The organism is Polynucleobacter sp., assembly GCF_030693775.1.
Lineage (GTDB): Bacteria > Pseudomonadota > Gammaproteobacteria > Burkholderiales > Burkholderiaceae > Polynucleobacter.
This window is the reverse complement of sequence record NZ_JAUXZY010000003.1, coordinates 23,452-49,314: the sequence shown is the minus strand read 5'-3', so window position 1 is coordinate 49,314 and position 25,863 is coordinate 23,452. Positions and strand designations below refer to the sequence as shown.

Here is a 25,863-nt window from a genome sequence, read left to right as displayed (position 1 = left end):
AATAAAAGCAAAAACCAGCGATACGTCGCTGGTTTTTTTATACCCTTCAGTAAGTGTCGTTACGTCAGTAAGCCTAGCCCTTACGAAAGAGGTATCCGGCTTGTGCACGTGCAGCACGCGCCCGCCAACTTGATCGAATCAGTAAAGCAATCGCCCATAAGCCTAAGAATGGATCCAGGATGTAGTCCCATAGATTGGCAGACTCATGCCACCCTGCTGCCCACGCCAAAATAGCCACGGCCAAAATAATCGCAATGCGATTGGATCCGGCGATCCATGCAATCAAGGCCGTAGCAATCACAGCGGCCAATAAGGTAATTGAGCCATATCCCCAAGCGTAGGGATCAAGCATGCTTACTCCTAAAGCAAGCGGATAAAAAGCAATCGCAACCACCGCAATCCACGCCTTCATTACTACAGGCACATGGATTTCTTTTGGCGAAAAATAAGCCGTCCACAAGAGCAGCATCGAGGTAATGCTCAGCTCGCCCGTAAAGCCCCTTACATAGGCGGCCAGGGGCAGCTCCAGTGGTGTGAATAGGGTGAATAGCGGCCAGAACAATAGATTAGCCAGTACAAAACAAACAAGCACTCGAAGGGCTACTATCCGTCCGCTGCCATCTTCTTTAAAAAACAATGCCTGCGCAAGCCATGCCAATAGGATTGCAGAGCTGATAGCAATCTCAATCAAGGAAGTCACTTGTACTACTGGATTGGGAAGCATTAGGAACTCCCCTTCGAATTCTTCTTGCTCTCAATCCAGCGTGGATCAAACTGAATGTGCTTCATCTTTTTGCGATCGTAGGTATAGATAAGATGGACTTCCCCATTTGCGCCCAGTAATAAAGAGGGATAGGAAAACTCTCGGTAGAGGCCATTAGTCATGGTTTGATCGCTCTCCAATTCTGCAATCACATTCCAGTTGTTGGTTCCGGCAGGCGCTATCGCCAATACAAGGCGATGGCGCGCAGACTCCAAATCATTTAGCGCAATCAGACGATCGCCGTTAGCGAGTTGCAGCCCTGCGATTGCTGCATTGGGATTGGCTAAATCCAAATCAGGTCCACTCACCCAGGATTGACCGGCGCTTTCGGTTAGCGCACTGGCAATACGGGGTGGGCCTGCAGATCTTGCCTGACGAAAGTAGGCTACGGCTTTTTCAGGGGCATCAATAAAGACGATGGGTTGCAATAAGGCGCGGCCCGAACTCATGCGGCGCTTATCGATCACGCGCCCACCATCTACCCGAATGAGCTCTCCAAACTTACCCATCCACTCGTGATATACCGGCAAACCTAAGGTGCCGTCGGTAAAATCAAATCCAGGAGCCTTGATCAAGGAACTTAAATTCAGTGCAGGCGAAGTGATGAGGCGCTGTGGGCGTGACCAGCTGATGCCTTCATCATTGGATTCCATCCAGCTGATTGAGCTACCAGCCCAGCCACCGACTGAAACCGTCACAAAGTACAGTTGCAATGTGCCTTGGCTTGAACGTACTGGCAATGGGTTACCCAGTTTTTTAATGTAGCGCGACAGGCCCTTCTCAGCGCTAACTCGGTCAATCACCACTTCAGGGCTAGACCAACTGCCGGCCTTGATATCAAATACAGCGGTTTGAATGACGACATCGGTCGCCCCCTCTCTGGACCCAGCAAACCAAAATGCACGCAGATTGCCATCATTTAAAAGAATTGCAGAGCCGGCATGCACCGACGGCGCCGCAGTCTCTGGAATAAATTGGGCACGCGGCTCAGGCACGCTGACTTGCGCAGTCGCTTGTGCTTTTTTCCCGACGACTACCGGGGCCGGTTCGGCTACCTGCAATTCAGATTCCAGTACTGCTGGGATTGCAAATGGGCTCCATGGCAGCCGACTTTCGATCTGAAGGTAACCTGCAACACCAGCCAAGGCTACGATGCATAGACTCGCAATGCGCATCATCGGCAAGCATCCGGTGAGGCGACTGCGACAGCTGATGGGGAGTAAATAAGGTATTCGTTCACGAAAAGGTATTGTCCCATTTCACCGCGAATGATGGCCAAAATCTCCGCTTGAGTATGGCGTGCGCGCATCTCCATACGCTTACCCAATATTTGACAATCATCACAGAATGCAGGTGGCGCACCTAGCGCTGCATAGGCCGTGAAATAGGGATACCGTTTAGCTAAGTCAATCCCATTAGCTGCTTCGCCGGCTGGATAACCCTGTAAACGCGCGCCCGGCAATAACAGTCGGTATTCCTCATCTTTGGACCGAAAATCACAGGGCACCGCAACTAACTTATCCTGCACGCGAGCAATCGTCTCTGCATCGTAACGGCCAATTTGTCCTTCGAGTGGAGCCAGTCCAGTATTCAGAGCCAAGTAACAAATGAAGCATGTGGCTAATGCCATGAGCTTTGTTGTGTTGGTCTGGATAAATCCCCATATCACTAGGGCTATTCCCGAACTGAGCAATAACCAATGCCAAACCGAGTATTGCCAAAGCAGTGGGCTGGCCCAGTCGCCGCCCTCCAGATGAATGCTGACCCAAGTAAGCGCCAGCAAGACAATAAGCTGGAGTACTAGCGCAAACCGAAATCCCCACAAGGGCAAGCGCTGCCAATGCAGCGCAATTAATGCAGCAAGAGCTGGCATGATGGGCAGCAGATAGCGACCTGAGCGCTGGCTCGGCAGGCTAAATACAATCACAAAGGCAAGGACCAAGAGCCACAATAGACGCTCTTCGATATCGGTAACAGCGCGTTCACGCCACGATTGCCAGCCCAGCGATAGCAACACAAAAGCAAATAGGCCAGCATTGCCGACGGTTGTCAGGAGTAAGAGCCAAATACTGTCACCGCCGCGAATCAAGTCCAAAAAGTAATTGCTAGTACGCGCACCAAACTTTCCTGCGTTCTCACCCAAAACAAACTCACGCCAAATCGCTTCTGGGTTCGGATCTAGCGCAAACCACAAGCCAAAAATACCCAGCGACAGCAAACCAATCACGATGAGCTTATACACATCGCGCTTGAGCACCTCGATCAGACGCCACTGCCTCCAGCGCCCGTACCAAAGCAGTAATGCAAAGCAGGCGGGCAATACGTAGGCAAAGGATTTATACAAGAGCCCCAAGCCGATACTGATTGCAGCGAATAGTGGAAAGAGGATGCGCGAGTCAAATGCGGCGCGCCCCCAATAGAGCAATGCAAAAAATGGCAGGCTCAAGAAAAAGACTTCGGGCGGATCAGTGAGATAAGGACGCCCATAGCGATAGCTTGCAAAGAAAGACAGCCAAACGAGAGCGGCAAGTAAGCCGGTCTGGGCATTCCCAGAAAAGCGCCCTACTGCCAAGAACAGAAAGAGTGCTGTTAAGCCGGTATACAAAACGCTGGGCCAACGTAACTCCAGCAAGCCCCAGTTGGTAGCCCAGTCAGTGCTGGTTATCCCCTGCCAAAAGATCAGCGGCGGCTTAGTATTGCGCATCGCCTCCATCTCGGATTGCAAAGGTAGCCATTGCCCCAAGTCCGCCGTAATGCGGGCAATATGCATGTATACATACTCATCGCCATTTTTTGGGGCAAAGCGGCTATCGAGGGCAAAACAATAGGTCAGGATTGCTAAGGCCAGAATCAGAAGCAGAAAACGGAAGTGGGTCTGGCTACGCATCCCACCATTTTATAAGGCTTAGAAAAATCTCCTATAAATTAGGGTAAACCTGCAGGCGCTTAGATTAATTAGTTGCAACAATATAAAAAAACAGTCTATGGAAAGCGTTTTTTAACCCTTGATTGCTACTAAGATAGCAATCTCGATAGAAAGAGCAGTTGTTTTAAACATAATTAATGGAGAGCATTCAAATGCACATTACCCTACGCAAACTAAGCTTAGGATTGGCGGTCTTTTTAGGTTTGTCGCAGGTCAGCCTATTCGCTGCCGCGCAAAATGCCGACGCCACCAAGCTATATCACCGTAGCCTTGCAGCCACCTGCGCCAACTGCCATGGCACGGATGGCAAAGGCGTACCAGAGGCAGGCATGCCGCTGATTAATAACCTCACTAGCGAGCAGATACTGACCACGATGAAGGCCTATAAGTCCGGCGCACGGGAGGGCACCATCATGCATCAGCTGGCGAAGGGCTATACCGACGAACAATTGCAAATCATTGCCAACCAGCTTGGCAAGAAATAAGGAGATGACTATGAATCGTCGACATTTTATGGGTCAAAGTGCTGCAGCCCTGGGTTTACTGACCGGTTTATCCGGCCCCGCCCGTGCAGCCAATTTACAAAAAGCCGAGATCCTCGTGATTGGCGGCGGTTACGGTGGTGCTACGGCAGCAAAGTACCTGCGCTTATTCTCGAATAACACCGCACGCGTCACCATCATTGAACCTAATCCTGAATTTATCTCCTGCCCGATGTCCAACCTTGTTGTGGGTGGCTCGCGCAAGCTTTCAGAATTAACGGTTTCCTATGATGGCCTGAGCAAACGCCATGGCATTAAGATCATCAAAGATAGCGTGATCAATATTGACGCCGCAAAGCAAACCGTACAACTGGCTTCCGGTAAATCCATGCGTTTTGATAAAGTGGTCCTCTCACCCGGAATTGGCTTGATGATGGATAGCGTTCAAGGTTTAGCGCAAGCGAATCAAGCTGGAGTAACTTTGCAGGCCTGGAAAGCCGGCCCCGAGACTGTGGCCCTACACAATCAAATCGCTGCGATGCGCGAAGGCGGTGTGTTTGCCATCACCATTCCTGAAGCGCCCTATCGCTGCCCTCCTGGCCCCTACGAGCGCGCTTGCCAGGTAGCCTCCTACTTGAAGGCCAACAACCCGAAAGGCAAGGTATTGATTTTGGATGCCAACCAGGATGTAACCTCTAAAGGCGGCCTCTTCAAGAAGGTATGGGCTGAGCAGTACCCTGGCATGATCGAATATCGTCCGAAGCACAATGCGGTCGCAGTCGATGCGAAAACCAAAACCATCAAGTTTGATGTGCAAGACGATGTGAAGGCTGACGTCTTAAATATTCTTCCCGCAATGCGTGCCGGCGATGTCGCGGTTAAATCAGGTATCGCCAACTCCAACGGACGCTGGGCTAATGTGAACTACATTAACTTTGAATCAACCGCCGCGAAGAATGTCCACGTGATTGGTGATGCGATTCAGGTTGCGCCCCTCATGCCAAAATCTGGCCACATGGCAAACCAGCATGCCAAAGTAACCGCTGCCGCAATTGTTGCTGAGCTCAGCGGCTGGGAAGTCAATCCAGCACCGGTTCTCACCAATACCTGCTATAGCTTTGTGAATGCCAGGGAAGTGGTTCACGTCGCTAGCGTACACCAGTACAACGCTGCCGAGAAAACCTTCAGAACCGTTCCAGGCTCTGGCGGACTTTCCAGTGAGCCTACCTCGCTCGAAGGCGTCTACGCCTGGGGCTGGGCACGTAACATCTGGGCAGATAGCTTAGCGTAATCCTGGTCTTAGCCGGCACTATGCCGGACGTAAAAAAGGAGCTTATTCGTAAGCTCCTTTTTTATTCGGTGCAGCCAGCGTTAAGACGAGATGGCATTACGCGCATTACGCGCCCGGCGGCGTTTACTAATAACAAAAAACGCTGCTGCCACAATCGGCGCAGCAATGGCGGCGGTAATCTCAGGATAAATTGGCAAGCCCGCTTCTTTGCCGCCTTTGGCAACATAGAACAGAAGACCAACCAAGTAATAGGTGAGGACCAGCACCGACAAGCTATCGACTGTCTCCTGCATACGCAATTGCAGTTTTGCCCGCTTATCCATACTAGCTAACAACGCCTGCGTTTGCTCTTCATTAACGAACTCAATTCGTGTACGTAGGGTTTGGGTTGTTCTGGATACGCGATCCGATAATTCTTTGAGGCGGCGCTGGGTCCACAAGCAGGTACCCATAGCCGGCTGAAAGCGCCGATCCATAAACTCCACCAAGGTCTGAATACCAGGAATGGCTTCTTCATGCAGCTCAGCTAGATTTTTATTCACTAGCTGACTGTAGGCTTCTGCAGCCGTAAAGCGCAGGCCAAACTCCGAAATCCATTGCTCCGTCTTCGATGCAAGTTGAGAGAGTTCCGCTAAAAATTCACCATTCTTTTTCAGTTGAATGCCGGTATCTGTTTGCAGCAAGGCAATTTCTTTTGACATCTGCGCCAAATCGGACTCAGCATTACGCAGAGGCAAGGACAGTCCCTTGGCTACTGGGAAGGCCAGCATCGCTGCCATGCGGTAAGTTTCGACTTCTGTAATGCGGCGCGCTACCCGGCCAGCTTGACGCGAGCCTAAAGTATTGTGCGGCACGTAATACGAAATAAATCCATCCTCATTTAAGTTGAGGTCAGTCCAAAGCTGCGCCCGCCGATTCGACATGATGTAGCTACCCAGCAGGGTATTGCCATTAAAAATGGCAGACACCTCTTCTGCATCATTAAATAGGCTGCGATCCTCAAACGCAATATCAATTGCGGCAATCCGCTGGCCACCTGCTGCCTCAATCGATGGGCAAGCCATTTTTTGCAATACCGCATTGAGGCGATCCAAAATAGCGTGGCGGGTTTGAATGAGCGGCTTATCTACTGGAGCACTTTGCTGAACAATCGCAGCAATGGTCGCAAACTCGCCATGCAGCTCCCACTTAATGATGATGCGCTCCGGGGCGGCAGATAACTCGATTGATCGAAAGAAGTGATCTTGACTCGCATTGCCTTTGCTTTGAAAAGCTTTAGAGAGGCATTCGATCCAATTGGTTTGCAACTGACGTGACTGTGCATCCAGTAAGAATGCCTGCGACAAAATACGCTCTTTTGGCCACTGCGCTACGGGCGGCCTAGAATGCACTTCTTCGTGCAGCACCTGCCGTAAGGGGTGATCATAGGGTTTCATGTTGCGCACATCCCGTTCATGGTCGTATTGAATTCTCAAATGATACCGCTAAATTTTGACCCAAAAGCAGTAGCAGGCGGCAAAATAAGGCGCCCCTATAAAATAGAACTTCATTTGCCCCTCAAAACCTGAAAACCGTATGTCAGCTGATCGCACCTTTAATTCAGAGCAGATAGCCCGCATTCATTTGGCGGCATGTTATCGCTTATGCGCACTCAATCAGTGGGATGATCTGATTTATACACATATTTCGGCAGCCATTCCAGGGGAGCCCGATCACTACCTGATTAATCCTTTCGGGATGCAGTTTGACGAGATTACGGCTTCGAGTTTGCTCAAAGTCAATGTGCAAGGGGAATTACTTCCTGGTCAATCTGGCATGGTAAACCCAAGCGGCTTTGCGATTCATGGCGCCATCCACCGCGCCCGCGCCGATGCTCAATGCGTGATGCATTTGCATAACACCGCCGGCATCGCGGTCTCCGCTCAGCGTGATGGTCTGCTGCCCTTATCGCAGCACGCCATTCGCTTTATGGGGCACCTCGGCTACCATGATTATGAGGGTCTGGCACTGACTGAATCTGAAGGGGTACGTTTAGTTACCAACCTGGGAAATCACCCCGCCATGCTACTGCGTAACCATGGCACGCTTACGGTAGGCCGCACGATTGCTGAAGCATATGTGGTGATGGCCACCCTGATTAAGGCCTGTGAAATTCAAGTGGCAGCACTCAGCAGTCCCAACCTGATCATGCCGGGCCCTCGGATTATTGAAAAAGCGGCAGCCGATCTGCACGATTTTGGAGTAGAAGAAGGCGTCCTCGAGTGGCCTGCCTTGCTGCGCAAATTAGACCGAATTGATCCCAGTTATAAAGAGTAAATGCAAGCGATGTTTTAATCCGATTTTTTACCTGAAAGGAAAATCCCATGCCCACCATTAATGTGCAATTATTTGCTGGTCGCACCCATGAGCAAAAACGTCAATTCGTAGAAGCGGTCACGCGCGTCACCTGCGAAACACTCAACTGTTCAGCCGAGTCCGTTGACATCATCTTGACGGATGTCACCAAAGACAATTGGGCCAGCGGCGGGGCTTTATGGAGTGATAAAAAGTAGTGTCTTACAGCTGCGCGTCTGTCTTAGTGGATGACGCAGCCCTCTCAGTAGCAAGGTAAGGGCGCTCACCGCGGATGAGGCAATTACGCACATAATCCATGCTGCTGCGTAGGCTGTAATAGTCGCTGGCCAATTTTTTAGGCACCTTTATGCTGAGCGCATCGGCTTCCATTTGATTGATCTTGCTAAGATATACACCGCATTGATCTGGATCAAAGTTAGCCGCTAACTCTTGCTCAAAAGTCCATAGAGCGCCGTACATTTTATTAATCCGAGCTTGCACGCGCTTGTACCGATAATTCGGTAAGCTAGAAACAATCGGATAGGCAAATGCCAAAAATGGGACGATCAGAATGAACATCCGATGAATAAATTCAGCTACCCAGAATGGCAGGTAGTTCATGATCGGTGGAGCGCCACTCTTTTCAAAACGAGCAGCAACGGGGCTCTCTGGAAATGCAGAACGATTAAATTTAGGAAACTCGCCACGTTTAGCAAAAAAAGATTGCTTCCCATTAATGGCCTCAGCAGCCTCTAGGAATAGGTACTGCAAGGCTGGATGCATTCGGTCATCGACCAATAGCTGTGTTGTAGTGGATAACAATTGAATGGTCTGCGGTGGAAAATCACGAACCAAACTAAAGCTTGCCGTGGGTACCGTCAGAATTTCGAGGTAAGGCAATATGCGGGTATAGGCTTCAGCACGATTAAAGCCAATTAAATTCAGCTTGGGATCACTCAATAATTTTTGAATATTAGGTGACTCGAGTTGATCGACTAAGAAAAGCACATCGATCTCCCCGCGTAATAAAGCATTGACTCCATCCGCCGAAGATAAGGTCAAAAATTGAGGGATGTATTGCTCTAAACCCGCTGCCTTCAAAATATGAAGTGCTTGACTATGCGTTCCGCTACCCACATCCCCAATCGAGGTCTTCATGCTTAAGAGTTTCTTTAAACGATCTCCCTGAAAATGAAAATGAGATGCCTCTAGCGCCGGCCCTCGGTAAAAAAACCAAATCGGCTCATAGGCAACGCTACCCAGCGATATGATGCCGGCTATACCGGTGGGGTTATAAATGCCTGCCTGAACAAACCCCGCCTGAACAGGGTCTTTGCGGTCACTCAGCCGCGCGATATTTTCTTGAGCGCCGCGAGACGGAACGAGTTCTATAGTGATGCCTTTTTTTGCAAAGTAGTCGACGTACTTTTTAGCCAGCATCTGATACGAGCCACCCTCGGTGCCGGTCGCCATCACAATCCGCTTGGGCGGGGGTGGGTCTGCTAGCCACCACACCAACATTAATCCGGCAAACAACAACAATAGCAATGGCCACGTTTCACGCAGAAACTGAACGAAATTACCCCACCTATCCTGCGCCGCTTCACAGAATCCAAGCCAGGTGTCTTTTACGTCTTCTTTTACGCTACTCATGTACAACCAGTCTATTAAAATAGGTAAACATCATAATAATGATCTTATTTGCATATTGGCTATTTGTGCAGAAAAAGACATCACCAAAAAAGGGGCAGCATGCCAAAGATCGTCGTTATAGGCACCGGGACAATGGCGGCTGGCATTGCAGCTGGATTCATTGCTCAGCAATATTCTGTGGTCATTTTGGGCCGGACTTTAGAAAAAGCCAACTCCTGCCTCACAAAGGCGGTTTCCTTGGCTCAGGGTGTTGGGCAGCCAAATATGCAGCATCAGACTGGATTAATAGAGGCCTGGGATGCATGGGATAACTGCATTTGGGTAATAGAAACCGTTACCGAAAACCTAGCCATTAAGCAGACGATTTTTAAGGCATTGGATGCGCGCGTACCTACCGGCATTCCAATTGGTAGCAATAGCTCGGGCTTCCCCATTAGCAAGATTGCCGAGGGCCTTCCCACTGCTTCTCGGATGATGGGGGCGCACTACTTTATGCCGGCGGATATTGTTCCCTTGGTTGAGATAGTAATGGGCGAAAAAACAGACCCCCTACTGGCAGAGCAGGTGTGTGCACTATATAAATCGATTCAAAAAAAACCAGTATTGGTAAAGCGTGACATTCCCGGCTTTTTGGCCAACCGGATTCAGCACGCACTCATGCGCGAGGCACTCGCCCTAGTAGACGCAGGCATTGCAACGCCGGATGATATTGACGATGCCGTGCGTTATAGCTTTGGCTTTCGTTATGCGGCAGTTGGCCCAATGACTCAGAAAGAAATCTCGGGATGGGATGGAATGGCTAATGCCGCCAAGGAAATCTACCCATCCCTCTCTAATATTGACGCAATTCCGCCCAGCTTAGCGAAGCTAATGGCAGAGGGCAAGACCGGCATCAAAGCGGGAGAAGGCTTTCGGAAATGGAGCCCGAAAGAAAGCAAGGCCGTAAACGAACAATACACACGAAGACTGAAAGCAGCATTTGATGTTTTGCAAATGGAATAAGGTACTAACACTATGATTGAAATCTCAGAAAAGCGCCTCATTGGCCCTGTTATTCGTTTACATCCTAACGATAACGTCGTTGTTGCTCGGGTCGATGTGGGCATTGGTACCGAAGTAGCAAGCGAACACTTCACTAGCCGTAGCCAAGTACCGGCGGGTTACAAAATTGCGGCGCGGCCAATCAAGAAAGGTGAGCCCATACTGAAGTACAACGTCACGGTTGGCTTTGCGAATGTGGACATCGAGCCTGGCACCATGGTGCACGGCCACAATACTGACTTCAAGGAGTTTGATCGGGACTACGCCTACGCCAGCGAATTTAAACCCACCGTTCTATTACCAGAATCCGAGCGCGCCACCTTCCAGGGCTACGTACGTGCTAATGGCAAAGTGGGTACGCGGAATTTCATTGGTATTTTGTCCACGGTCAATTGCTCAGCGACGGTGGTGAATAAGATTGCTGAATGGTTTACGCCTGAGCGTTTAGCCGAGTATCCCAATGTGGATGGCGTCGTTGCCTTTAGTCACTCGATTGGGTGCGGCATGGAAATGACGGGCGAGCCAATGCAATTACTTCGTCGCACTATGGCTGGTTATGCCAAACACCCCAACCTCGCTGCTGCTTTGGTGATTGGACTGGGCTGTGAACGCAACCAGCTCAAAGGCTTAATGGAGCAAGAAGATCTTAAAGAAGGATCCACTTTGCATACCTTCATCATGCAAGAAAGTGGAGGTACCCGCAAAACCATTGAAGCCGGCATTGAAGCGGTTAAAGCTCTCTTACCCAATGCTAATAAGGTAAAGCGTGAAACCGTCTCGGCAAGTCATTTATGCGTTGGTCTGCAGTGCGGCGGCTCAGATGGTTTTTCATCCATCACCGCCAATCCAGCCCTGGGCGCCGCGATTGATATCCTTGCACGGCACGGAGGCACCGGCATTCTCTCGGAAACGCCCGAGATTTATGGCGTTGAACATACCCTCACGCGCCGCGCCGCGACCAAAGAGATTGGTGAAAAACTCATCCAGCGCATTCGTTGGTGGAAAGACGAGTACTCGGTTGGTCGTGATGTCCAAATTAATGGCCAAGTAAGTCCAGGTAATCAAATCGGTGGCCTCGCCAATATTTTTGAGAAATCCTTAGGCTCATCCATGAAAGGCGGCACAGGTCCATTAATGGAGGTTTACCGCTATGCCGAGCCAGTCACCGCCAAGGGCTTCGTGTTTATGGATACGCCGGGTTTTGATCCTGTCTCTGCTACCGGTCAGATCGCGGGCGGCGCCAATTTAATTGCCTTTACGACGGGCCGCGGCTCGATGTTTGGCAGCAAGCCAGCGCCCTGCATCAAGTTAGCCACCAATACGCCAATGTACTCACGTCTAACGGAAGACATGGATATCAATTGCGGTGAAATTTTAGATGGCACTGTCTCCGTACAAGAAATGGGGCAGCGTATTTTTGAACTCTTTTTGGAAACCGCCTCCGGCAAGCCATCCAAAAGTGAACTTCTCGGATTGGGCGACTACGAATTTGTGCCCTGGCAAATTGGCATTATGAGTTGAGCTCAAGCAATGGCGCGTAGGCCTATGAATTGCTATATTCGGATGCGGTAAAGATCTGTAAAATGGATTAAACCGCATTCCAACACCACTACAGGATTCGCTTTCGTCTAATGAAATTCAAAGACTATTACGAAACACTCGGCGTTGCCCGCACCGCAAGCCCAGATGAGATTAAACAAGCCTATCGCAAGCTGGCCCGCAAATACCACCCAGACGTCAGTAAAGAATCAGGTGCAGAGGAACGCTTTAAAGAAGTTGGCGAGGCATTTGCCGTATTAAAAGATCCCGAGAAGCGTGCGGCCTACGATCAAATGGGCAGCAATTGGAAGAGTGGGCAAGACTTTAACCCACCACCTGATTGGAATAGCGGCGGCTTTGCAGATGGCGAGTTTAGCGGCGACCAAAGCGATTTTTTTGAATCCTTGTTTGGCCGAGGTGCTCGCGCCCAAGCGGGGCGGCAATCGCAAGCGCGATCCGCCAAAGGCCAAGATCAGCATGCCAAGATCATGATTGATTTAATTGATGCCTACCAAGGTGCCAAACGTACTATTGGATTAAGCATGCCAGCCTACGATGATCAGGGTCAGCTGTTCATGCAAGAGCGCAAATTGGATGTCAGCATTCCGCAGGGTATTCGTGCGGGCCAGAATTTACGCCTGGCAGGTCAAGCTGGTCCTGGCTTTGGTGGCGGTCCAGCAGGCGATCTGTATTTGGAGATCGGCATTCATCCTGATCCAAGGTACCGAGTCGATGGCAAGGATGTATTCTTTGATTTACCGATGAGCCCATGGGAAGCAGCTTTAGGTACGACTGTCAATATACCGATGCCAACCGGCGCTTTGCTTGAGCTCACCATTCCAGCCGGTACCGCTACTGGCCGTAAGATGCGCCTCAAAGGCAAGGGCATCCCCAGTAAAGAGCCTGGTGATCTCTATGTTGTACCCAACATTGTTTTACCCAAAGCAGAAACCGAGGCGCAAAAAGAAGCCTATCGCACACTACAAGGTGCATTTGATTTCAAGCCGAGAAGCTACTAAAAGGGATAAATAGCATGGCACAAACTCACATTACTTGGATTGAAGGCAGCATTGTTGAACATGATGTGCATATGACCATGGTGGAATTGGCTCAAGCAAGTCAGACACCAGAAGATCTCATCATGGCGTGGGTCTCCGAAGGCGTATTAAGCCCAGCTGGAGCATCGCCAGAAGATTGGCGCTTTAGTGGCGACTCACTTAGGCGGGCAAAAACTGCAGCCCGTTTAATGCGGGATTTAGAGCTGAATTCTCCGGGAGTTGCCCTTGCCCTCGATCTCCTCGATGAAATCACCCAACTGCGACAGCAGCTACAGCTTCAAAACCCTCATCGAGATTAAATCGATTGCACCCAGAATTACTCAAGCACAGCACAAAACAACGCAGCAACATTAGTCTATTTTCGGCTACCGCCTTAGGCGTTGGTGGCATGATGGGCGCCGGACTCTATTCATTACTCGGACTCGCCAGTTTTCATGCCGGCAGTTACCTGCCTTTGGCTTTTCTATTAGGGGCGATAGCTGCTTCTTTTTCGATTTACTCCTATGCTAAGCTGGGCGCAGCCTATCCCAGTAGTGGCGGCGCCGCAACCTTCACGGTCATGAGCTTTGGGCCTGGAATTATTTCAGGCAGCATTAATATATTTCAGTACATTGCCTACCTAATTGCCGCAGCACTTTATGCAGCTGGATTTGTGGAGTACGCCAACACCCTCTTCGGCGGTGATTTATCGCCGTTCCTATTAAAGGCCATCACGGCCAGCATCATTTTGAGCTGCACCTTCATTAATCTCCTTGGCGCTAGCCTGGTGGGACGAGCAGAGATGCTTGCAATTGGTTTAGTCGTGATCAGTTTGCTGATATTTTCTGCCATGGGCTTTGAACAGGCCCAGTTCAGTGCCTTCCGCATGGGCAGCCTTTCGATCGAGGGGATTGCCGTAGCCGCCGGAATTCTATACATTAATTTTCAGGGTTTTGGGGTGGTGACCAACTCATCCTCGGCAATGAAGAGTCCTCAACGCGAATTACCCCTAGCTATGTTTTCTGCTCTTATTTTGGTTACCGTAGCTTATCTGGCAGTGAGTAGCGCCGTCGTTTTACTGATGCCTTTAAGCGCAATTGAGCTGAATAACGGGCATGTTTTAGCGGACGCCGCCCAGCTTGTAGCTGGCAAGCTAGGGCAAATTGCCATCAGCATCTCTGCACTCCTAGCCTGCGCCGCTGCCGTCAATGCCACTATTTTTGCCGCCTCTAATATTGCGGCCGATGTCGCTAAAAAAAGAATGGTTTCCAGTGCATTAGGTAATAGCGTTCTCAAAACGCAAATGCGTGCACTAACCATCTCTTCGATCGGTGTGATTATTTTTGCCCTCCTCTTTCCATTGGCTGAGATAGGTCAAATGGCCAGTTTGGCTTTTCTATTGGTATACGCCGTTGTTACATTTGGCCACCTTCGTGTGCATCAGCAAACGGGGGCTGATCCGCGCATTTTATGGTGCGCCATCGCCATTAATGCGGCTTTATTCATGGCCCTGTTTATCAACACTGTGAAAACGGCACCAGCCAGTGCGATTGCTTTGGTAGTGGCTCTGATCGCCTCCATTGCAATTGAGTCGATCAGTCGATATTGGCATCCACGCCAACGGTAAATCAGCCCTCAGATCGGCTTAGTAATAATTCCCAGCGCTGCAGCATCGCATCGATTTGGTTCGTAAGCTCAGATAAGCGCGCCTGCATACTTGCAGCCAGTTCAGGCTCATTTTTGTATAAATCGGGATTACTCATCGCTAGGCCAATCTCAGCCTGCTCTGCCTCCAGCACTTCAATCTGCAAGGGCAATGACTCTAGCTCTTGGCGCTCTTTACCATTGAGTTTTTGAATGCCGCTCTTAGCGGCAACTGGCTTAGTTTCCTTGTTGCCTTTTTCAGCGGGCTTTACTACTGCCTTTGGGCTCAGCTCTGTTTTTAGGCTACCATTTTCTGAGCGAATTTGATCGGAGCGTGCCTTCTGAATTTTCCAATCCTCATACCCGCCTTCGTACTCGCGCCAAAATCCATCGCCTTCATTGGCAATAATGCTGGTCACCACATTGTCCAAAAAGTAACGGTCGTGGCTGACTAAAAAGACCGTTCCCTTATAGTCCTGAAGCAATTGTTCTAGCAGATCTAGCGTGTCAATATCCAAGTCATTGGTTGGCTCATCGAGTACCAAGACGTTCGCTGGCCTTGCAAATAGGCGAGCAAGCAGCAATCGATTGCGCTCACCACCCGATAAGGTGCTGACCGGTGAATTGGTGCGCTCCGGTGCAAATAAGAAATCACTTAAGTAACTCTTGACGTGCTTGCGATTGCCATTGATTTCAATCCATTCGCTTCCTGGGCTGATGTAATCTTCCAGCGATGCATTGAGATCAAGGCCCTCGCGCATTTGATCAAAGTAAGCAACCTCGATCCGCGTGCCCATCACGGCAGTTCCCGAATCTGGAGTAATCGTGCCGAGAATGAGTTTTAGCAAGGTTGTCTTGCCTGCACCATTCGGGCCAAGAAGGCCAACCTTATCGCCACGCAAGATGGTGGCGGTAAAGTCCTGAACGATCGGGCGATCATATGATTTCGATACATTTTGTAAGTCCGCCACGATCTTGCCACTGCGATCCCCCGCAGAGACAGCCAGCTTGACCTGACCCATTTCATCGCGGCGTTGTGCACGACTAGCGCGTAATTTTTCTAAACGGGCGATGCGGCCAACACTACGCGTACGCCTTGCCTCAACTCCCTTGCGTATCCAAACCTCTTCTTGCGCCAGCAGTTTGTCTGCCCTTGCATTAGCCAAAGATTCCGCATTGAGCTCTTGGTCCTTCAAGACCTCATAGGCAGAAAAATTACCAGGGTAACTGCGCAGAATACCGCGATCCAGTTCAACGATTTGGGTACAGACTGCATCCAAAAAAGCGCGGTCGTGGGTAATCAAGACTACTGAGCCTTGATACTCGCGCAGCAACTCTTCTAACCAGGTAATGGAGTCGAGGTCTAAGTGGTTGGTTGGCTCATCGAGCAGCAGTACATCTGGAACGGCGACCAAGGCTTGCGCCAAGGCGACTCGCTTTTTTGTGCCGCCCGATAGTGCTGTGATTTTCATCTCAGCTTGCAAATGCAATCGATCTAGGGTTTCATGAACCCGCTGCTCCCAATTCCAGCCGCTGACTGCCTCTAAGGCGGATTGCAGTTCATCGAGGCGCTGATGGGATGCATCATCCCAATCCCCTACGCTGAGAGCCTCGTATTCTTCCCTTAAGGACTTTGCCTGGGATACGCCTTTTGCGACTGCATCGAATACGGTCTCCGTTGCCTCAAAGATCGGCTCTTGGGGCACATAGGCAATACGCAAACCTTGTTGATATTGCAATAGGCCATCGTCTAGCTTTTCAAGGCCAGCCAGAATTTTAAGTAGGGATGATTTACCGGTGCCATTACGCCCAATTAAGCCGATGCGCTCGCCTGATTCCAGAGAGAAAGCGGTGTTCGCCAGTAAGTCAACGTGGCCAAAAGCCAGTTTTGCATCTGTAAGTACGATTAAAGCCATGCCGCATTATCGTCTGTTCTGAAAACCCAGGCTGATAAACACCATGGTTAAGGCTTCGCCCTATTGGGGGTGCTGGGCTAAATACTCCAATGCCAGGGCCTCGGCGACTTTGATGCCATCGATTCCGGCGGACATAATGCCGCCAGCATAGCCTGCGCCCTCGCCTGCGGGATACAGGCCTTTGATGTTCAGACTTTGGTAATTGGCGCCGCGTGTGATGCGCAATGGCGATGAAGTGCGCGTCTCAACCCCGGTCAATACGGCATCGTTCATTGAAAAACCGGGTATCTGTTTTTCAAATGCAGGAATCGCCTCGCGAATCGCCTCAATCGCATACTCCGGCAAACTGCTCGCAAGATCCGTTAAGTGCACACCGGGTTTGTACGATGGCAATACGGCACCAAAATCAGTGGAAGGCCTTTGCGCTAAAAAATCCCCAACCAATTGACCGGGGGCTTCATAGTTTTTACCGCCCAGCTCAAACGCCCTCGATTCAATGGCGCGCTGAAACTCAATTCCAGCCAGAGGTCCGCCTGGATAGTCTTCTGGGGTGATGCCCACCACAATGCCGGCATTCGCATTGCGTTCATTACGCGAATACTGACTCATGCCATTAGTGACCACGCGGTTCGGCTCCGAAGTAGCAGCCACCACGGTACCGCCCGGGCACATGCAAAAGCTATAGACCGAGCGCCCATTTTTGGCATGGTGCACTAATTTGTAATCAGCCGCCCCAATCAAGGGATTGCCTGCATGCGGCCCCAGGCGCGCCCGATCAATCATCGACTGCGGATGCTCAATCCGAAATCCAATGGAAAATGGCTTTGCCTCAAGATACACGCCAGCATCGTGTAGGGCCTGAAAGGTATCGCGCGCACTGTGCCCCAAAGCCAAAATCACCTGACTGGCAGCAAGGCGCTCACCGTCTTCCATTACAAGGCCGCGTATCGCCTGATCCTCGATTTCAAAACCAGTCACTTTTTGGGAGAAGCGAATTTCACCGCCTAGCGCAATAATCTCTTGGCGCATTTTTTCAACCACGCCCACTAAGCGAAAGGTGCCAATGTGTGGCTTGGCAACGTAGAGGATCTCTTCAGGGGCGCCGGCTTTGACAAACTCATGTAAAACTTTGCGTCCGTAAAACTTCGGATCTTTAACCTGACTCCATAATTTGCCATCAGAAAAAGTACCAGCGCCGCCTTCGCCAAATTGCACATTGGACTCCGGATTGAGGGTGTTCTTGCGCCATAAGCCCCAGGTATCTTGGGTACGCTCCCGCACCGCTTTTCCTCGCTCCAGCACAATCGGCTTAAAGCCCATTTGTGCAAGTAATAGTGCTGCAAAAATACCGCAGGGGCCAAAACCAATAACGACTGGCCGTTGCTCCATAGTTTGAGGTGCTTTTGCTATGAAGTGATAACGGGTATCCGGCGATGGTCGTACATGAACACTGCCAGCAAAGCGGGTTAATACCTGCGCTTCGTCTTTGACTGAAACATCGACGGTATAGATAAAAGCAAGGGCTAGATTTTTGCGTGCGTCATAGCTGCGCTTAAATACCTCAAAGGACATCATGTCTTTTGGGGCAATTTTAAGAAAACGCACAATGGCCGCCTCCAGTGCTTCTGGGGCATGGTCAATCGCAAGGCGCAGCTCGGTAACTCGGATCATAGGGCTATACGATACACAGTCTTGGATGGTAAGCAAACATCTGCTACAACTGCTGTTTTTTGGTTATATTAGACGCCATGCAATCCACGCCCTTATTTCAGTCTCGCATTGGCCTAGGTACATGGCAAATGGGCGAAGACCCCAGTCAAGCCAAGGCAGAGTGCACCGCCATTGCGCACGCTCTTGAGGTGGGATATCGCCTGATCGATACCGCAGAAATGTACGCCGACGGAGTGGCTGAATCGCTCGTCGGCAAGGCACTTGGCTCCTTTGCCTCCAATCGCCGTGAAGAAGTTACCTTAGTCTCCAAAGTGCTGCCACACCATGCTGATAAAAAGGGCACGATTCAAGCCTGCGAAGCCAGTTTGCGGCGCATGCAATGCGACTATCTGGATCACTATCTATTGCACTGGCAAGGCAGCCATTCCTTTGAGAGCACTATTGAGGGATTTTTAACGCTTCACGAGCGTGGGCTGATCCGCCATTTCGGTGTGAGTAATTTTGATCCAAAGGCTCTGGATTCCTGGCGCACAGCCGAAGCGAATGTAGGCTCCCCGTATCAATGCCAAAGTAATCAGGTGTATTACGCCCTAAATGAACGTGGCATTGAGTTTGATTTACTGCCTGCCATGAATACTCTAAATATCGCACTCATGGCGTACTCGCCACTGGGTACCGGCAATCTAGCACAGCACCCTGGCTTATCTCTGCTGGCCGCTGAACAGGGTCTAACTGCTGCCCAGTTAGCACTGGCATGGATTTTGCGCCACCCGCATGCCGTCGCCATACCCAAATCAACTCACTTCACTCGTATTGAAGAAAACTGGCAAGCAAATCAAATTCAATTGAGTACTTCTGTGTTGAGTCAATTGGACACCCTCTTTTTGGCGCCGACGCGCGCTCGCCCATTGGTCATCATTTAATTCAGTAAAGCATGATTACGATCGAAACACAGTCTTGGTTAGAAGCGCGCGATACCGCATATGCGATTCGCTATGCCGTTTTTGTGAAAGAGCAAGGCATTCCTGCCGAACTGGAAATCGATGACTACGACCCCATTGCTGAGCATGCGCTGGCCTTCGTTGATGGTGAATGTGTTGCCACCGCGCGAATCTATCTGGATGAGCAGGATCCCAGCAAAGCCAAGATTGGACGAATGGCAGTGCTCAAGGAATTTCGCGGTCAAGGGATTGGAACGGCCCTACTGGGTGAGGCGATTCGTGCCGGCATGTTGCAAGGTGCAAGCGTATTTGAGCTCCATGCCCAGCAAAGTGCGGTTTCTTTTTATGCCAAACTGCAATTTAAGCCGGATGGTGCCATCTTTGATGAAGTGGGCATTCCGCATCAGCGCATGCGGCTGGTTCTGGTCGCTCCAGCGCCCTAATATCCCAAGGGGATTATGATGGTCTGTTTTCTGCGGCCAATCAGGGCAAACAGCGGATCAATTAAGGGATTTACTCATGGCATTGCGCGCAACCATCCATAAAGCAGAGCTCCACATCTCCGATGGGGATCGCTACTACTATGCTAGCCACCCCTTAACGATCGCAAAGCATCCCTCTGAGACCGATGAGCGCATGATGATTCGCATCATTGCCTTTGCCCTCAATGCACAAGAGCAGTTGGTTTTTACTAAAGGACTCAGTGATACCGATGAGCCCGATATTTGGGTGAAGGACCTTACCGGCGCCATCAATCTGTGGATTGATATCGGCCAACCTGATGAGCGGCGCATTCTAAAGGCCTGCGGACGATCCAATCAAGTAGCTGTCTATTGCTATGCCGGCAATACCAGTAAATTATGGTGGGATGGCATCAAAAATAAGCTAGAGCGCGCGCGTAACTTGACCATTGTCGCCATACCGGAGGAGCAGTCAAAAGCCTTAATTGCACTGGTGGAGCGCAGCATGATTATTCACGTCAATATTCAAGATGGTGAGATGCTGGTTTCTGCAGATCAAGGTCAAGTGACCGTGGTTCCGGAGATCTGGAAAGCGCCTGCGAACTAAGGCATTTACCCTCACGCGTGAATACTGCCTTGACTGATATAAAACCGCGCTTGGTGCTGGACACCAATGTCATTTTGGATTTGCTGGTGTTTAAAGATCCGACTGCGGAACCCATTCGGCTTTTGCTCGATGCCAAGCTCGTGGATGCAGTGCGAAGCGAAGCCTCAATGCTAGAGCTCATCGATGTGATTCAGCGTCCGACGTTTAAGCTAAATCAAGAAGAACAAGCCATGATTCTGCAGGCATGGAAAAGTGTTACTCGACTGCTGGAGAATGCGGCAATGGAGCCAGCCCCCTTCACTTGCCGCGACCTAGACGATCAAGTCTTTCTGGATATGGCCTACAGCATCCGCCCGGCCATGCTGCTCAGCAAAGACCTGTTGGTATTGGAGTTGGGTGCTATTGCCAAGACTCACGGCGTTGAGATTAGCAATCAGTACGATCGCCTCCAGACCTTGCTTGGCTAGTCATCACTAAGCGCGCTAGGCGCTAGGCTCTAGACTACGAATTACTTCCCCCGCAATCTGAAACGAGCGCAGGCGCGCTGCATGATCGTAAATTTGACCAGCAACTAAAACCTCATCGGCCCCACTGATTTTCAGTAAGCGCTGCAATCCATCGCGTATGGTTTGCGGGGAGCCAACCACCGAGCAGGCTAAAGACCGCATCACGCCGGCTTTTTCATGAGGCTCCCAGAAAGCGTCGATATCTGCAATCGGTGATGGCAACTGCCCACGGGTATTGCGCCGGGCTCGCGTGTAATGCTGCTGTAGGGTGGTAAACAAGTATTGCGCCTCCTCATCGGTATCGGCCGCAATCACATTCACCCCAAATACAGCATAGGGCTTGTTCAGTTGCGCTGATGGACGGAAGTGCGTGCGGTAGGTCTGGATGGCCTCTTGCAAATAATCGGGGGCAAAGTGCGATGCAAAGGCATAGGGCAAGCCATAATTTGCTGCCAATTGGGCGCCATACAAACTGGAACCCAATATCCAGATAGGTAACTCTAAGCCCACTCCGGGAATGGCACGCACGCGCTGACCTTCTTGGTCTGGTGCAAAGTAGTGCTGCAGCTCACGCACGTCTTGTGCGAACTGATGATCACTGCCTTGCAAATCACGGCGCAATGCGTGGGCGGTCATCTGATCGGTACCCGGCGCTCTGCCAAGCCCAAGCTCAATCCGGCCCGGATACAGGGATGCCAAGGTACCAAATTGTTCTGCAATCACGAGCGGGGCATGATTAGGCAGCATGATGCCGCCCGAACCAATGCGAATTGTCTTCGTGCCTTCGGCAATATATCCAATCAACACTGCCGTAGCCGAGCTCGCATTGCCTGTCATATTGTGGTGCTCGGCTACCCAGTAGCGCGAATACCCCCACTCCTCTGCATGCTGCGCCAAATCACGCGAGTTGCGCAGCGCAATAGCAGCAGTCCCGCCTTCGGGAATGGGTGATAAATCAAGAATCGAGTAAGCAATTGACATGGCTGGTTTTATAAGGAAACGGTATTCTGTAGATCAATGCATGCTGTAATGTCACTTGATCATAAAAGAAAGTATGTGATGACACAAAAACCCCGTATGGCGCAAGCATCTGATGGACGCTTTACACCCAATACCCAACTGAGGCATGTGAAGACTGGCGGCCTCTATCGGGTGGTTTGCTTGGCCAATATCGAAGCCGACTTGGCGCCGGCCTATGTGTATGAATCCCTGCAAACCCATGATTTTTGGATTCGGCCCCAAGCTGAAATGGAAGATGGGCGCTTTGTAGTAATGCCATCGGAAACCAATTAGGAGGCAATGCCATGTCCAGCGAAGAACGCCTTACCAATTTAGAAGTGAAGCTCAGTTTTGCCGAGGACTTGATTGAGAACCTCAATCAAACGATCTATAAACAGCAGCAGCAAATTGAATTTTTATACCGAGAAATGAAATCGCTCAAGGAGCAGATGAGCGCGAGCGGCTCGGAAGGACTGGGTGGCGGCAACGACTCGAGAGACTTACGCGACGAAATACCGCCCCACTACTAAAGTGCAATTAGGCTGCTACAGCGGCCACCGACTGAATCTGGTCCATGGCTTTTTCCAGATGAGCCACGGTACGATCTACATGCGTCAACTTCTCTAAACCAAATAAACCGATACGGAAGGTTCTGAAGTCTGGGCGCTCATCGCACTGCAATGGCACACCTGCAGCAGTTTGCAAGCCCAAGGCAATGAACTTCTTACCCGTCTGAATGTCTGGGTCTTCGGTATAACTCACCACCACACCAGCCGCCTCGAATCCAGGAGCGGCTACTGAGGGGTAGCCGCGCTTAACCAACATCGCACGTACTTTTTTACCCAGCTCGATTTGCTGATTGCGTAAGTGATCAAAGCCCAAGGCTTGGGTTTCTTGCATCACGTTACGTAAAATTTTCAAGGCGTCGGTTGGCATCGTGGTGTGATACACATGACCACCGTTTTCATAGGTTTCCATGATCTGCAACCACTTTTTCAGGTCGGTTGAAAAGCTGGTGCTCTGTGTGCTGTCGATCTTGGTGCGGGCACGTGCACTGAGGCCAATTAAGGCGCAGCATGGCGAACTACTCCAGCCCTTTTGTGGCGCGCTAATCACAACGTCCACCTTACATGCCTTCATGTCGACCCACATTGCGCCAGACGCAATGCAATCGAGTACAAACAAACCGCCAACCGACTCCACTGCATCACCCACTGCACGGAGGTAATCCGCTGGCAAAATAATGCCGGCTGAAGTTTCTACGTGAGGTGCAAAGACAACGGCGGGCTTCTCTTTTTTAATGTAGGCCACCACCTCTTCAATCGGGGCTGGTGCATAGGGTGCCTGAGTCGCGTTTTCGACTTGCCTACCCTTAATCACATGAATATCTTGAGTGATGTTCGCCATATCGAAAATTTGCGTCCAGCGGTAGCTAAACCAACCGTTACGCAAAACCAAGATCTTTTCTTGGTTTGCAAATTGACGTGCCACTGCTTCCATACCAAACGTGCCGCTACCCGGAACCACGATGGCGGAGCTAGCCTGATAGGCATCCTTGAGTACGCTAGAGATATCCACCATGACTTTTTTGAACTCTTCGGACATGTGGTTGAGCGAGCGGTCGGTATAGACCACTGAAAACTCCAACAACCCATCGGGATCAACGTTTGGAAGCAAGCCAGGCATGCTATCTCCTTAATAATGTAAGCAATAACCCACAATGATACTGGTCATCGGAAAACTACGTGTTTCTAGGGATATCGCCTAGCGATAAGGCCGCGTAGCCGTTTCCAGGGCAACAGAATGGCCTCTTTCCGCCATGTGGTGGAGTTTCGCCAAGAGCTCCTTAATCTCCCGATCACTCAAAGGGGCAAGTTTTTCCGGGATTAAACCGTAATTTTCGACCATCAGGCGGATGGCGCTGCGGCGGCCTAGGATCTTGATTAAGAGGTAGAGACCCAATAAAACGGCTAAAGCAATGGCGAGAATGGACATAAATTGAGTGTAAAAAAGGAAGTGCGATCAGAAATAAGCCTGAATCTTAGCAAACCCAGCTGGCTTAGCTGACAAACGGCAATTCATCCCAACAGGTGGTGTAGTGGGGTGAGCGATTTTCAGAGCGCATGGCCCAGCCCACGGTATTACCCATTGCCGCCGAATGCACGGTCTTTTTTCCAAAACGGGTATTGAGGGAATCCATTACCTTCATTAACTCAGCTGATTTGTGATTCCAGTGATGGTCATCAAATAAGCTGTGTTGCTGCTGCGCTTTTTCTGAAATGCTACTCAGCACAACGCCCGCTTTTTTATAGCGGTAACCGGCTTTAAAAATCCGTCCTAAACCGCTTAGTGCGGCATCCGTTAAGACCAAGGTGTCGTCACACGCCTCCACCAATCCAATTGCAATGCTTGGGCTATATTGCGGCTCACTCGGCTTAAAGCGATTGGTCCGCACAAATACCTGAATCATCGCTGCCACCGAGGATTGTGCACGCAACTTTTCGCAGGCTCTGGCCATGTGAGTAGCGACGGATTCCTCGAGCTCCTCACGGCTGATCACCGCCCGACCAAAACTACGTGACGCAATGATTTGCTGTTTTGCCGGCACCACCTCCTCCAGCTCCAAACAAGAAATGCCATTGAGCTCACTACAGGTACGCTCCATCACCACACCAAAGTGAGTGCGAAGTATTTTGGGCGAGGTAGAGCGCAGATCCCATACCGTCTCAATACCCATGGCCCGTAGGCGTAAGGTGAGTTGACGGCCGACTCCCCATACCTCACCGACGTCAGTGATCGATAGCCAATGCTCGAGCTCTGCGTCTGTTAATGCATTCAGATCACACACCCCATTGAATACAGGGTGTTTTTTCGCCAGATAATTGGCTAACTTAGCCAAGGTTTTGGAAGCGCCCATGCCCACGCACACCGGTAATCCAGTCCATTGCCGAATGCGACTGCGCATGATCTCTCCCATTGCAATGGGGCTCGGGTAAAGATGGGTGACGGCGTCGATGCGCAAGAAGCTTTCATCAATGCTATAGACCTCCATGTCTGGCGAAAAGTCCCGCAAGATGGAAACTACGCGATCACTCATGTCGCCGTATAAGGTGTAGTTTGACGATAGCGCCTGTATGCCATGCTGCGCCGCTAAATCCTTTAGTAAAAACCAGGGCGTTGCCATCTTCACGCCCAATGCTTTCACTTCGCTGCTACGCGCTACCGCGCAGCCATCATTATTGGACAACACCACTAGCGGTACACCCTCTAGACGTGGCTGAAATACCCGCTCGCATGAAACATAAAAGTTATTGACATCCACTAAGGCAAAATGCGCTGCGCGCGACGTTACCCCCATCGCTGCCCCATGATCAAGAATGGGTGGCGTGGCGCTGCTGGGCATGCGGCGCCGCTTTATTTATGTATTTACGCACCACACCAATCACGACGCCCCAGACTTGTAACTCAGCGCCATCCGTAAAAGTGATTGCCGGGTAATTGGGGTTTTCAGGGCGCAACTCAATCGTGCCGCGGTATTTGTATAAACGCTTAATGGTGTAGTCGCCATTCACAACGGCGACGATGATGTCCTGGTGCTTAGGCTTGAGTGCTCGATCCACCACCACCTTATCGCCATCCTCAATGCTGGCGCCCATCATCGAATCGCCGCGCACTGTAAACAAAAAAGTAGCGGGCTTATTCTGAATCAAGTACTGATTCAGATCGAGCGCATCCTCGACGTAGTCTCCTGCAGGCGAGGGAAAGCCGGCAGATAAGCCGTGCACCAGCAGGCGCAACTCGGAGGGTGGCGCCTCCAAGGCAAAGCGTTCCGGGGTTTGACTAAGACCCAACTCAGAAACGGCCTGAATCGGCCTTACAACAGGGGAATTCATGGTAACTTTTCGTTAAAGTACTGTATAAAAACACAGTATAAACACCCCAGCCTAAAAATGCCAAATTTACTAATAGAACTGGTTTTTTAATACTGCTGAGCCTGAATTTAGCTGCCCTCGACTGGTAAGATCAATTGCACACTTCTTCAGAAAGCACTT

27 protein-coding genes are annotated in these 25,863 nt (G+C 50.6%); 15 read left to right on the top strand and 12 right to left on the bottom strand.

Annotated features, from left to right (window positions below; genetic code table 11):
• Window positions 1–73: 73 nt before the first annotated feature.
• From Q8M75_RS01920 to Q8M75_RS01910, 3 genes are read right to left on the bottom strand one after another with little or no spacing between them, the layout of a single operon-like run.
• Complete coding sequence (locus Q8M75_RS01920; RefSeq protein ID WP_305485629.1) at window positions 74–724, bottom strand: hypothetical protein; 651 nt, start codon at window positions 722–724, stop codon at window positions 74–76.
• Window positions 724–1,941, bottom strand: coding sequence for an exo-alpha-sialidase (locus Q8M75_RS01915; RefSeq protein WP_305485931.1), 1,218 nt, complete (start codon window positions 1,939–1,941; stop codon window positions 724–726). Before Q8M75_RS01915 ends, Q8M75_RS01920 begins: the two co-directional genes overlap by 1 nt.
• Window positions 1,938–3,650 carry a glycosyltransferase family 39 protein gene (locus tag Q8M75_RS01910; protein ID WP_305485627.1) on the bottom strand — a complete coding sequence of 571 codons (1,713 nt, stop codon included), beginning with the start codon at window positions 3,648–3,650 and terminating at the stop codon, window positions 1,938–1,940. The genes Q8M75_RS01915 and Q8M75_RS01910 overlap by 4 nt, the downstream gene beginning before the upstream one ends.
• Before the next feature lie 176 nt (window positions 3,651–3,826).
• On the opposite strand from Q8M75_RS01910, the gene Q8M75_RS01905 reads away from it, so the two are divergent.
• Both Q8M75_RS01905 and Q8M75_RS01900 read left to right on the top strand, forming a co-directional pair.
• Entirely contained in the window at window positions 3,827–4,174 is a 348-nt protein-coding gene (locus Q8M75_RS01905; protein ID WP_305485625.1) for a c-type cytochrome, read from the top strand.
• A 10-nt stretch (window positions 4,175–4,184) separates the two neighbouring features.
• Window positions 4,185–5,462 (top strand): NAD(P)/FAD-dependent oxidoreductase, encoded by a 1,278-nt coding sequence (locus Q8M75_RS01900; protein ID WP_305485623.1) that lies wholly within the window; start codon window positions 4,185–4,187, stop codon window positions 5,460–5,462.
• Between the two features lie 80 nt (window positions 5,463–5,542).
• Here the strand turns inward: Q8M75_RS01900 and Q8M75_RS01895 are convergent, their stop codons facing one another.
• Window positions 5,543–6,937 carry a DUF3422 domain-containing protein gene (locus Q8M75_RS01895; RefSeq protein ID WP_305485621.1) on the bottom strand — a complete coding sequence of 465 codons (1,395 nt, stop codon included), beginning with the start codon at window positions 6,935–6,937 and terminating at the stop codon, window positions 5,543–5,545.
• A 100-nt stretch (window positions 6,938–7,037) separates the two neighbouring features.
• On the opposite strand from Q8M75_RS01895, the gene Q8M75_RS01890 reads away from it, so the two are divergent.
• Window positions 7,038–7,778 carry a class II aldolase/adducin family protein gene (locus tag Q8M75_RS01890; RefSeq protein ID WP_305485619.1) on the top strand — a complete coding sequence of 247 codons (741 nt, stop codon included), beginning with the start codon at window positions 7,038–7,040 and terminating at the stop codon, window positions 7,776–7,778.
• Between the two features lie 47 nt (window positions 7,779–7,825).
• The gene (locus Q8M75_RS01885; protein WP_305485616.1) at window positions 7,826–8,014 is read left to right on the top strand and encodes a 4-oxalocrotonate tautomerase; all 189 of its coding nucleotides are present in this window, start codon (window positions 7,826–7,828) and stop codon (window positions 8,012–8,014) included.
• A 4-nt stretch (window positions 8,015–8,018) separates the two neighbouring features.
• On the opposite strand, the gene Q8M75_RS01880 is transcribed toward Q8M75_RS01885, so the two are convergent.
• Complete coding sequence (locus tag Q8M75_RS01880; protein ID WP_305485613.1) at window positions 8,019–9,449, bottom strand: TAXI family TRAP transporter solute-binding subunit; 1,431 nt, start codon at window positions 9,447–9,449, stop codon at window positions 8,019–8,021.
• A gap of 99 nt (window positions 9,450–9,548) precedes the next feature.
• Between Q8M75_RS01880 and Q8M75_RS01875 the strand changes: the two genes are divergently transcribed.
• The 5 genes from Q8M75_RS01875 (at window position 9,549) to Q8M75_RS01855 (ending at window position 14,693) form a co-directional block, all read left to right on the top strand.
• Window positions 9,549–10,451, top strand: coding sequence for a 3-hydroxyacyl-CoA dehydrogenase NAD-binding domain-containing protein (locus Q8M75_RS01875; RefSeq protein WP_305485611.1), 903 nt, complete (start codon window positions 9,549–9,551; stop codon window positions 10,449–10,451).
• A gap of 12 nt (window positions 10,452–10,463) precedes the next feature.
• On the top strand, window positions 10,464–12,011 hold the full coding sequence (locus Q8M75_RS01870) for a UxaA family hydrolase (RefSeq protein ID WP_305485608.1): 1,548 nt from the start codon (window positions 10,464–10,466) through the stop codon (window positions 12,009–12,011).
• Between the two features lie 110 nt (window positions 12,012–12,121).
• Window positions 12,122–13,048 (top strand): DnaJ C-terminal domain-containing protein, encoded by a 927-nt coding sequence (locus Q8M75_RS01865; protein ID WP_305485606.1) that lies wholly within the window; start codon window positions 12,122–12,124, stop codon window positions 13,046–13,048.
• A gap of 14 nt (window positions 13,049–13,062) precedes the next feature.
• Window positions 13,063–13,386, top strand: a complete 324-nt coding sequence (locus Q8M75_RS01860) for a chaperone modulator CbpM (protein WP_305485604.1) — start codon at window positions 13,063–13,065, stop codon at window positions 13,384–13,386.
• Between the two features lie 5 nt (window positions 13,387–13,391).
• Window positions 13,392–14,693 (top strand): APC family permease, encoded by a 1,302-nt coding sequence (locus tag Q8M75_RS01855; RefSeq protein WP_305485602.1) that lies wholly within the window; start codon window positions 13,392–13,394, stop codon window positions 14,691–14,693.
• 1 nt (window position 14,694) lies between these two features.
• Here the strand turns inward: Q8M75_RS01855 and Q8M75_RS01850 are convergent, their stop codons facing one another.
• Together Q8M75_RS01850 and Q8M75_RS01845 are read right to left on the bottom strand one after the other, a co-directional pair.
• On the bottom strand, window positions 14,695–16,626 hold the full coding sequence (locus Q8M75_RS01850; protein ID WP_305485600.1) for an ATP-binding cassette domain-containing protein: 1,932 nt from the start codon (window positions 16,624–16,626) through the stop codon (window positions 14,695–14,697).
• A 60-nt stretch (window positions 16,627–16,686) separates the two neighbouring features.
• Entirely contained in the window at window positions 16,687–18,297 is a 1,611-nt protein-coding gene (locus Q8M75_RS01845) for an NAD(P)/FAD-dependent oxidoreductase (protein WP_305485598.1), read from the bottom strand.
• 77 nt (window positions 18,298–18,374) lie between these two features.
• Between Q8M75_RS01845 and Q8M75_RS01840 the strand changes: the two genes are divergently transcribed.
• From Q8M75_RS01840 to Q8M75_RS01825, 4 genes are all read left to right on the top strand, one after another.
• Entirely contained in the window at window positions 18,375–19,220 is an 846-nt protein-coding gene (locus Q8M75_RS01840) for an aldo/keto reductase (RefSeq protein ID WP_305485596.1), read from the top strand.
• Window positions 19,221–19,231: 11 nt separating this feature from the next.
• On the top strand, window positions 19,232–19,681 hold the full coding sequence (locus tag Q8M75_RS01835; protein WP_305485594.1) for a GNAT family N-acetyltransferase: 450 nt from the start codon (window positions 19,232–19,234) through the stop codon (window positions 19,679–19,681).
• A gap of 76 nt (window positions 19,682–19,757) precedes the next feature.
• Window positions 19,758–20,306, top strand: coding sequence for a YaeQ family protein (locus tag Q8M75_RS01830; RefSeq protein ID WP_305485592.1), 549 nt, complete (start codon window positions 19,758–19,760; stop codon window positions 20,304–20,306).
• A gap of 29 nt (window positions 20,307–20,335) precedes the next feature.
• On the top strand, window positions 20,336–20,773 hold the full coding sequence (locus Q8M75_RS01825; RefSeq protein ID WP_305485591.1) for a putative toxin-antitoxin system toxin component, PIN family: 438 nt from the start codon (window positions 20,336–20,338) through the stop codon (window positions 20,771–20,773).
• A 15-nt stretch (window positions 20,774–20,788) separates the two neighbouring features.
• Here the strand turns inward: Q8M75_RS01825 and Q8M75_RS01820 are convergent, their stop codons facing one another.
• Window positions 20,789–21,793, bottom strand: a complete 1,005-nt coding sequence (locus Q8M75_RS01820; RefSeq protein WP_305485589.1) for an LLM class flavin-dependent oxidoreductase — start codon at window positions 21,791–21,793, stop codon at window positions 20,789–20,791.
• A gap of 96 nt (window positions 21,794–21,889) precedes the next feature.
• On the opposite strand from Q8M75_RS01820, the gene Q8M75_RS01815 reads away from it, so the two are divergent.
• Window positions 21,890–22,105, top strand: coding sequence for a hypothetical protein (locus Q8M75_RS01815; protein ID WP_305485587.1), 216 nt, complete (start codon window positions 21,890–21,892; stop codon window positions 22,103–22,105).
• 11 nt (window positions 22,106–22,116) lie between these two features.
• Window positions 22,117–22,341 (top strand): SlyX family protein, encoded by a 225-nt coding sequence (locus Q8M75_RS01810; RefSeq protein WP_305485585.1) that lies wholly within the window; start codon window positions 22,117–22,119, stop codon window positions 22,339–22,341.
• A gap of 7 nt (window positions 22,342–22,348) precedes the next feature.
• On the opposite strand, the gene Q8M75_RS01805 is transcribed toward Q8M75_RS01810, so the two are convergent.
• The 4 genes from Q8M75_RS01805 to Q8M75_RS01790 all read right to left on the bottom strand — a co-directional run bounded on the left by Q8M75_RS01805 (window position 22,349) and on the right by Q8M75_RS01790 (window position 25,704).
• The gene (locus Q8M75_RS01805; protein ID WP_305485583.1) at window positions 22,349–23,497 is read right to left on the bottom strand and encodes an alanine--glyoxylate aminotransferase family protein; all 1,149 of its coding nucleotides are present in this window, start codon (window positions 23,495–23,497) and stop codon (window positions 22,349–22,351) included.
• A 78-nt stretch (window positions 23,498–23,575) separates the two neighbouring features.
• Window positions 23,576–23,806: a hypothetical protein gene (locus Q8M75_RS01800; RefSeq protein ID WP_305485581.1), complete on the bottom strand. Its 231-nt coding sequence runs from the start codon at window positions 23,804–23,806 to the stop codon at window positions 23,576–23,578.
• 64 nt (window positions 23,807–23,870) lie between these two features.
• Window positions 23,871–25,214 carry a Y-family DNA polymerase gene (locus Q8M75_RS01795; protein ID WP_305485579.1) on the bottom strand — a complete coding sequence of 448 codons (1,344 nt, stop codon included), beginning with the start codon at window positions 25,212–25,214 and terminating at the stop codon, window positions 23,871–23,873.
• The gene (locus Q8M75_RS01790; protein WP_305485577.1) at window positions 25,183–25,704 is read right to left on the bottom strand and encodes a LexA family transcriptional regulator; all 522 of its coding nucleotides are present in this window, start codon (window positions 25,702–25,704) and stop codon (window positions 25,183–25,185) included. The genes Q8M75_RS01795 and Q8M75_RS01790 overlap by 32 nt, the downstream gene beginning before the upstream one ends.
• Window positions 25,705–25,863 lie beyond the last annotated feature (159 nt).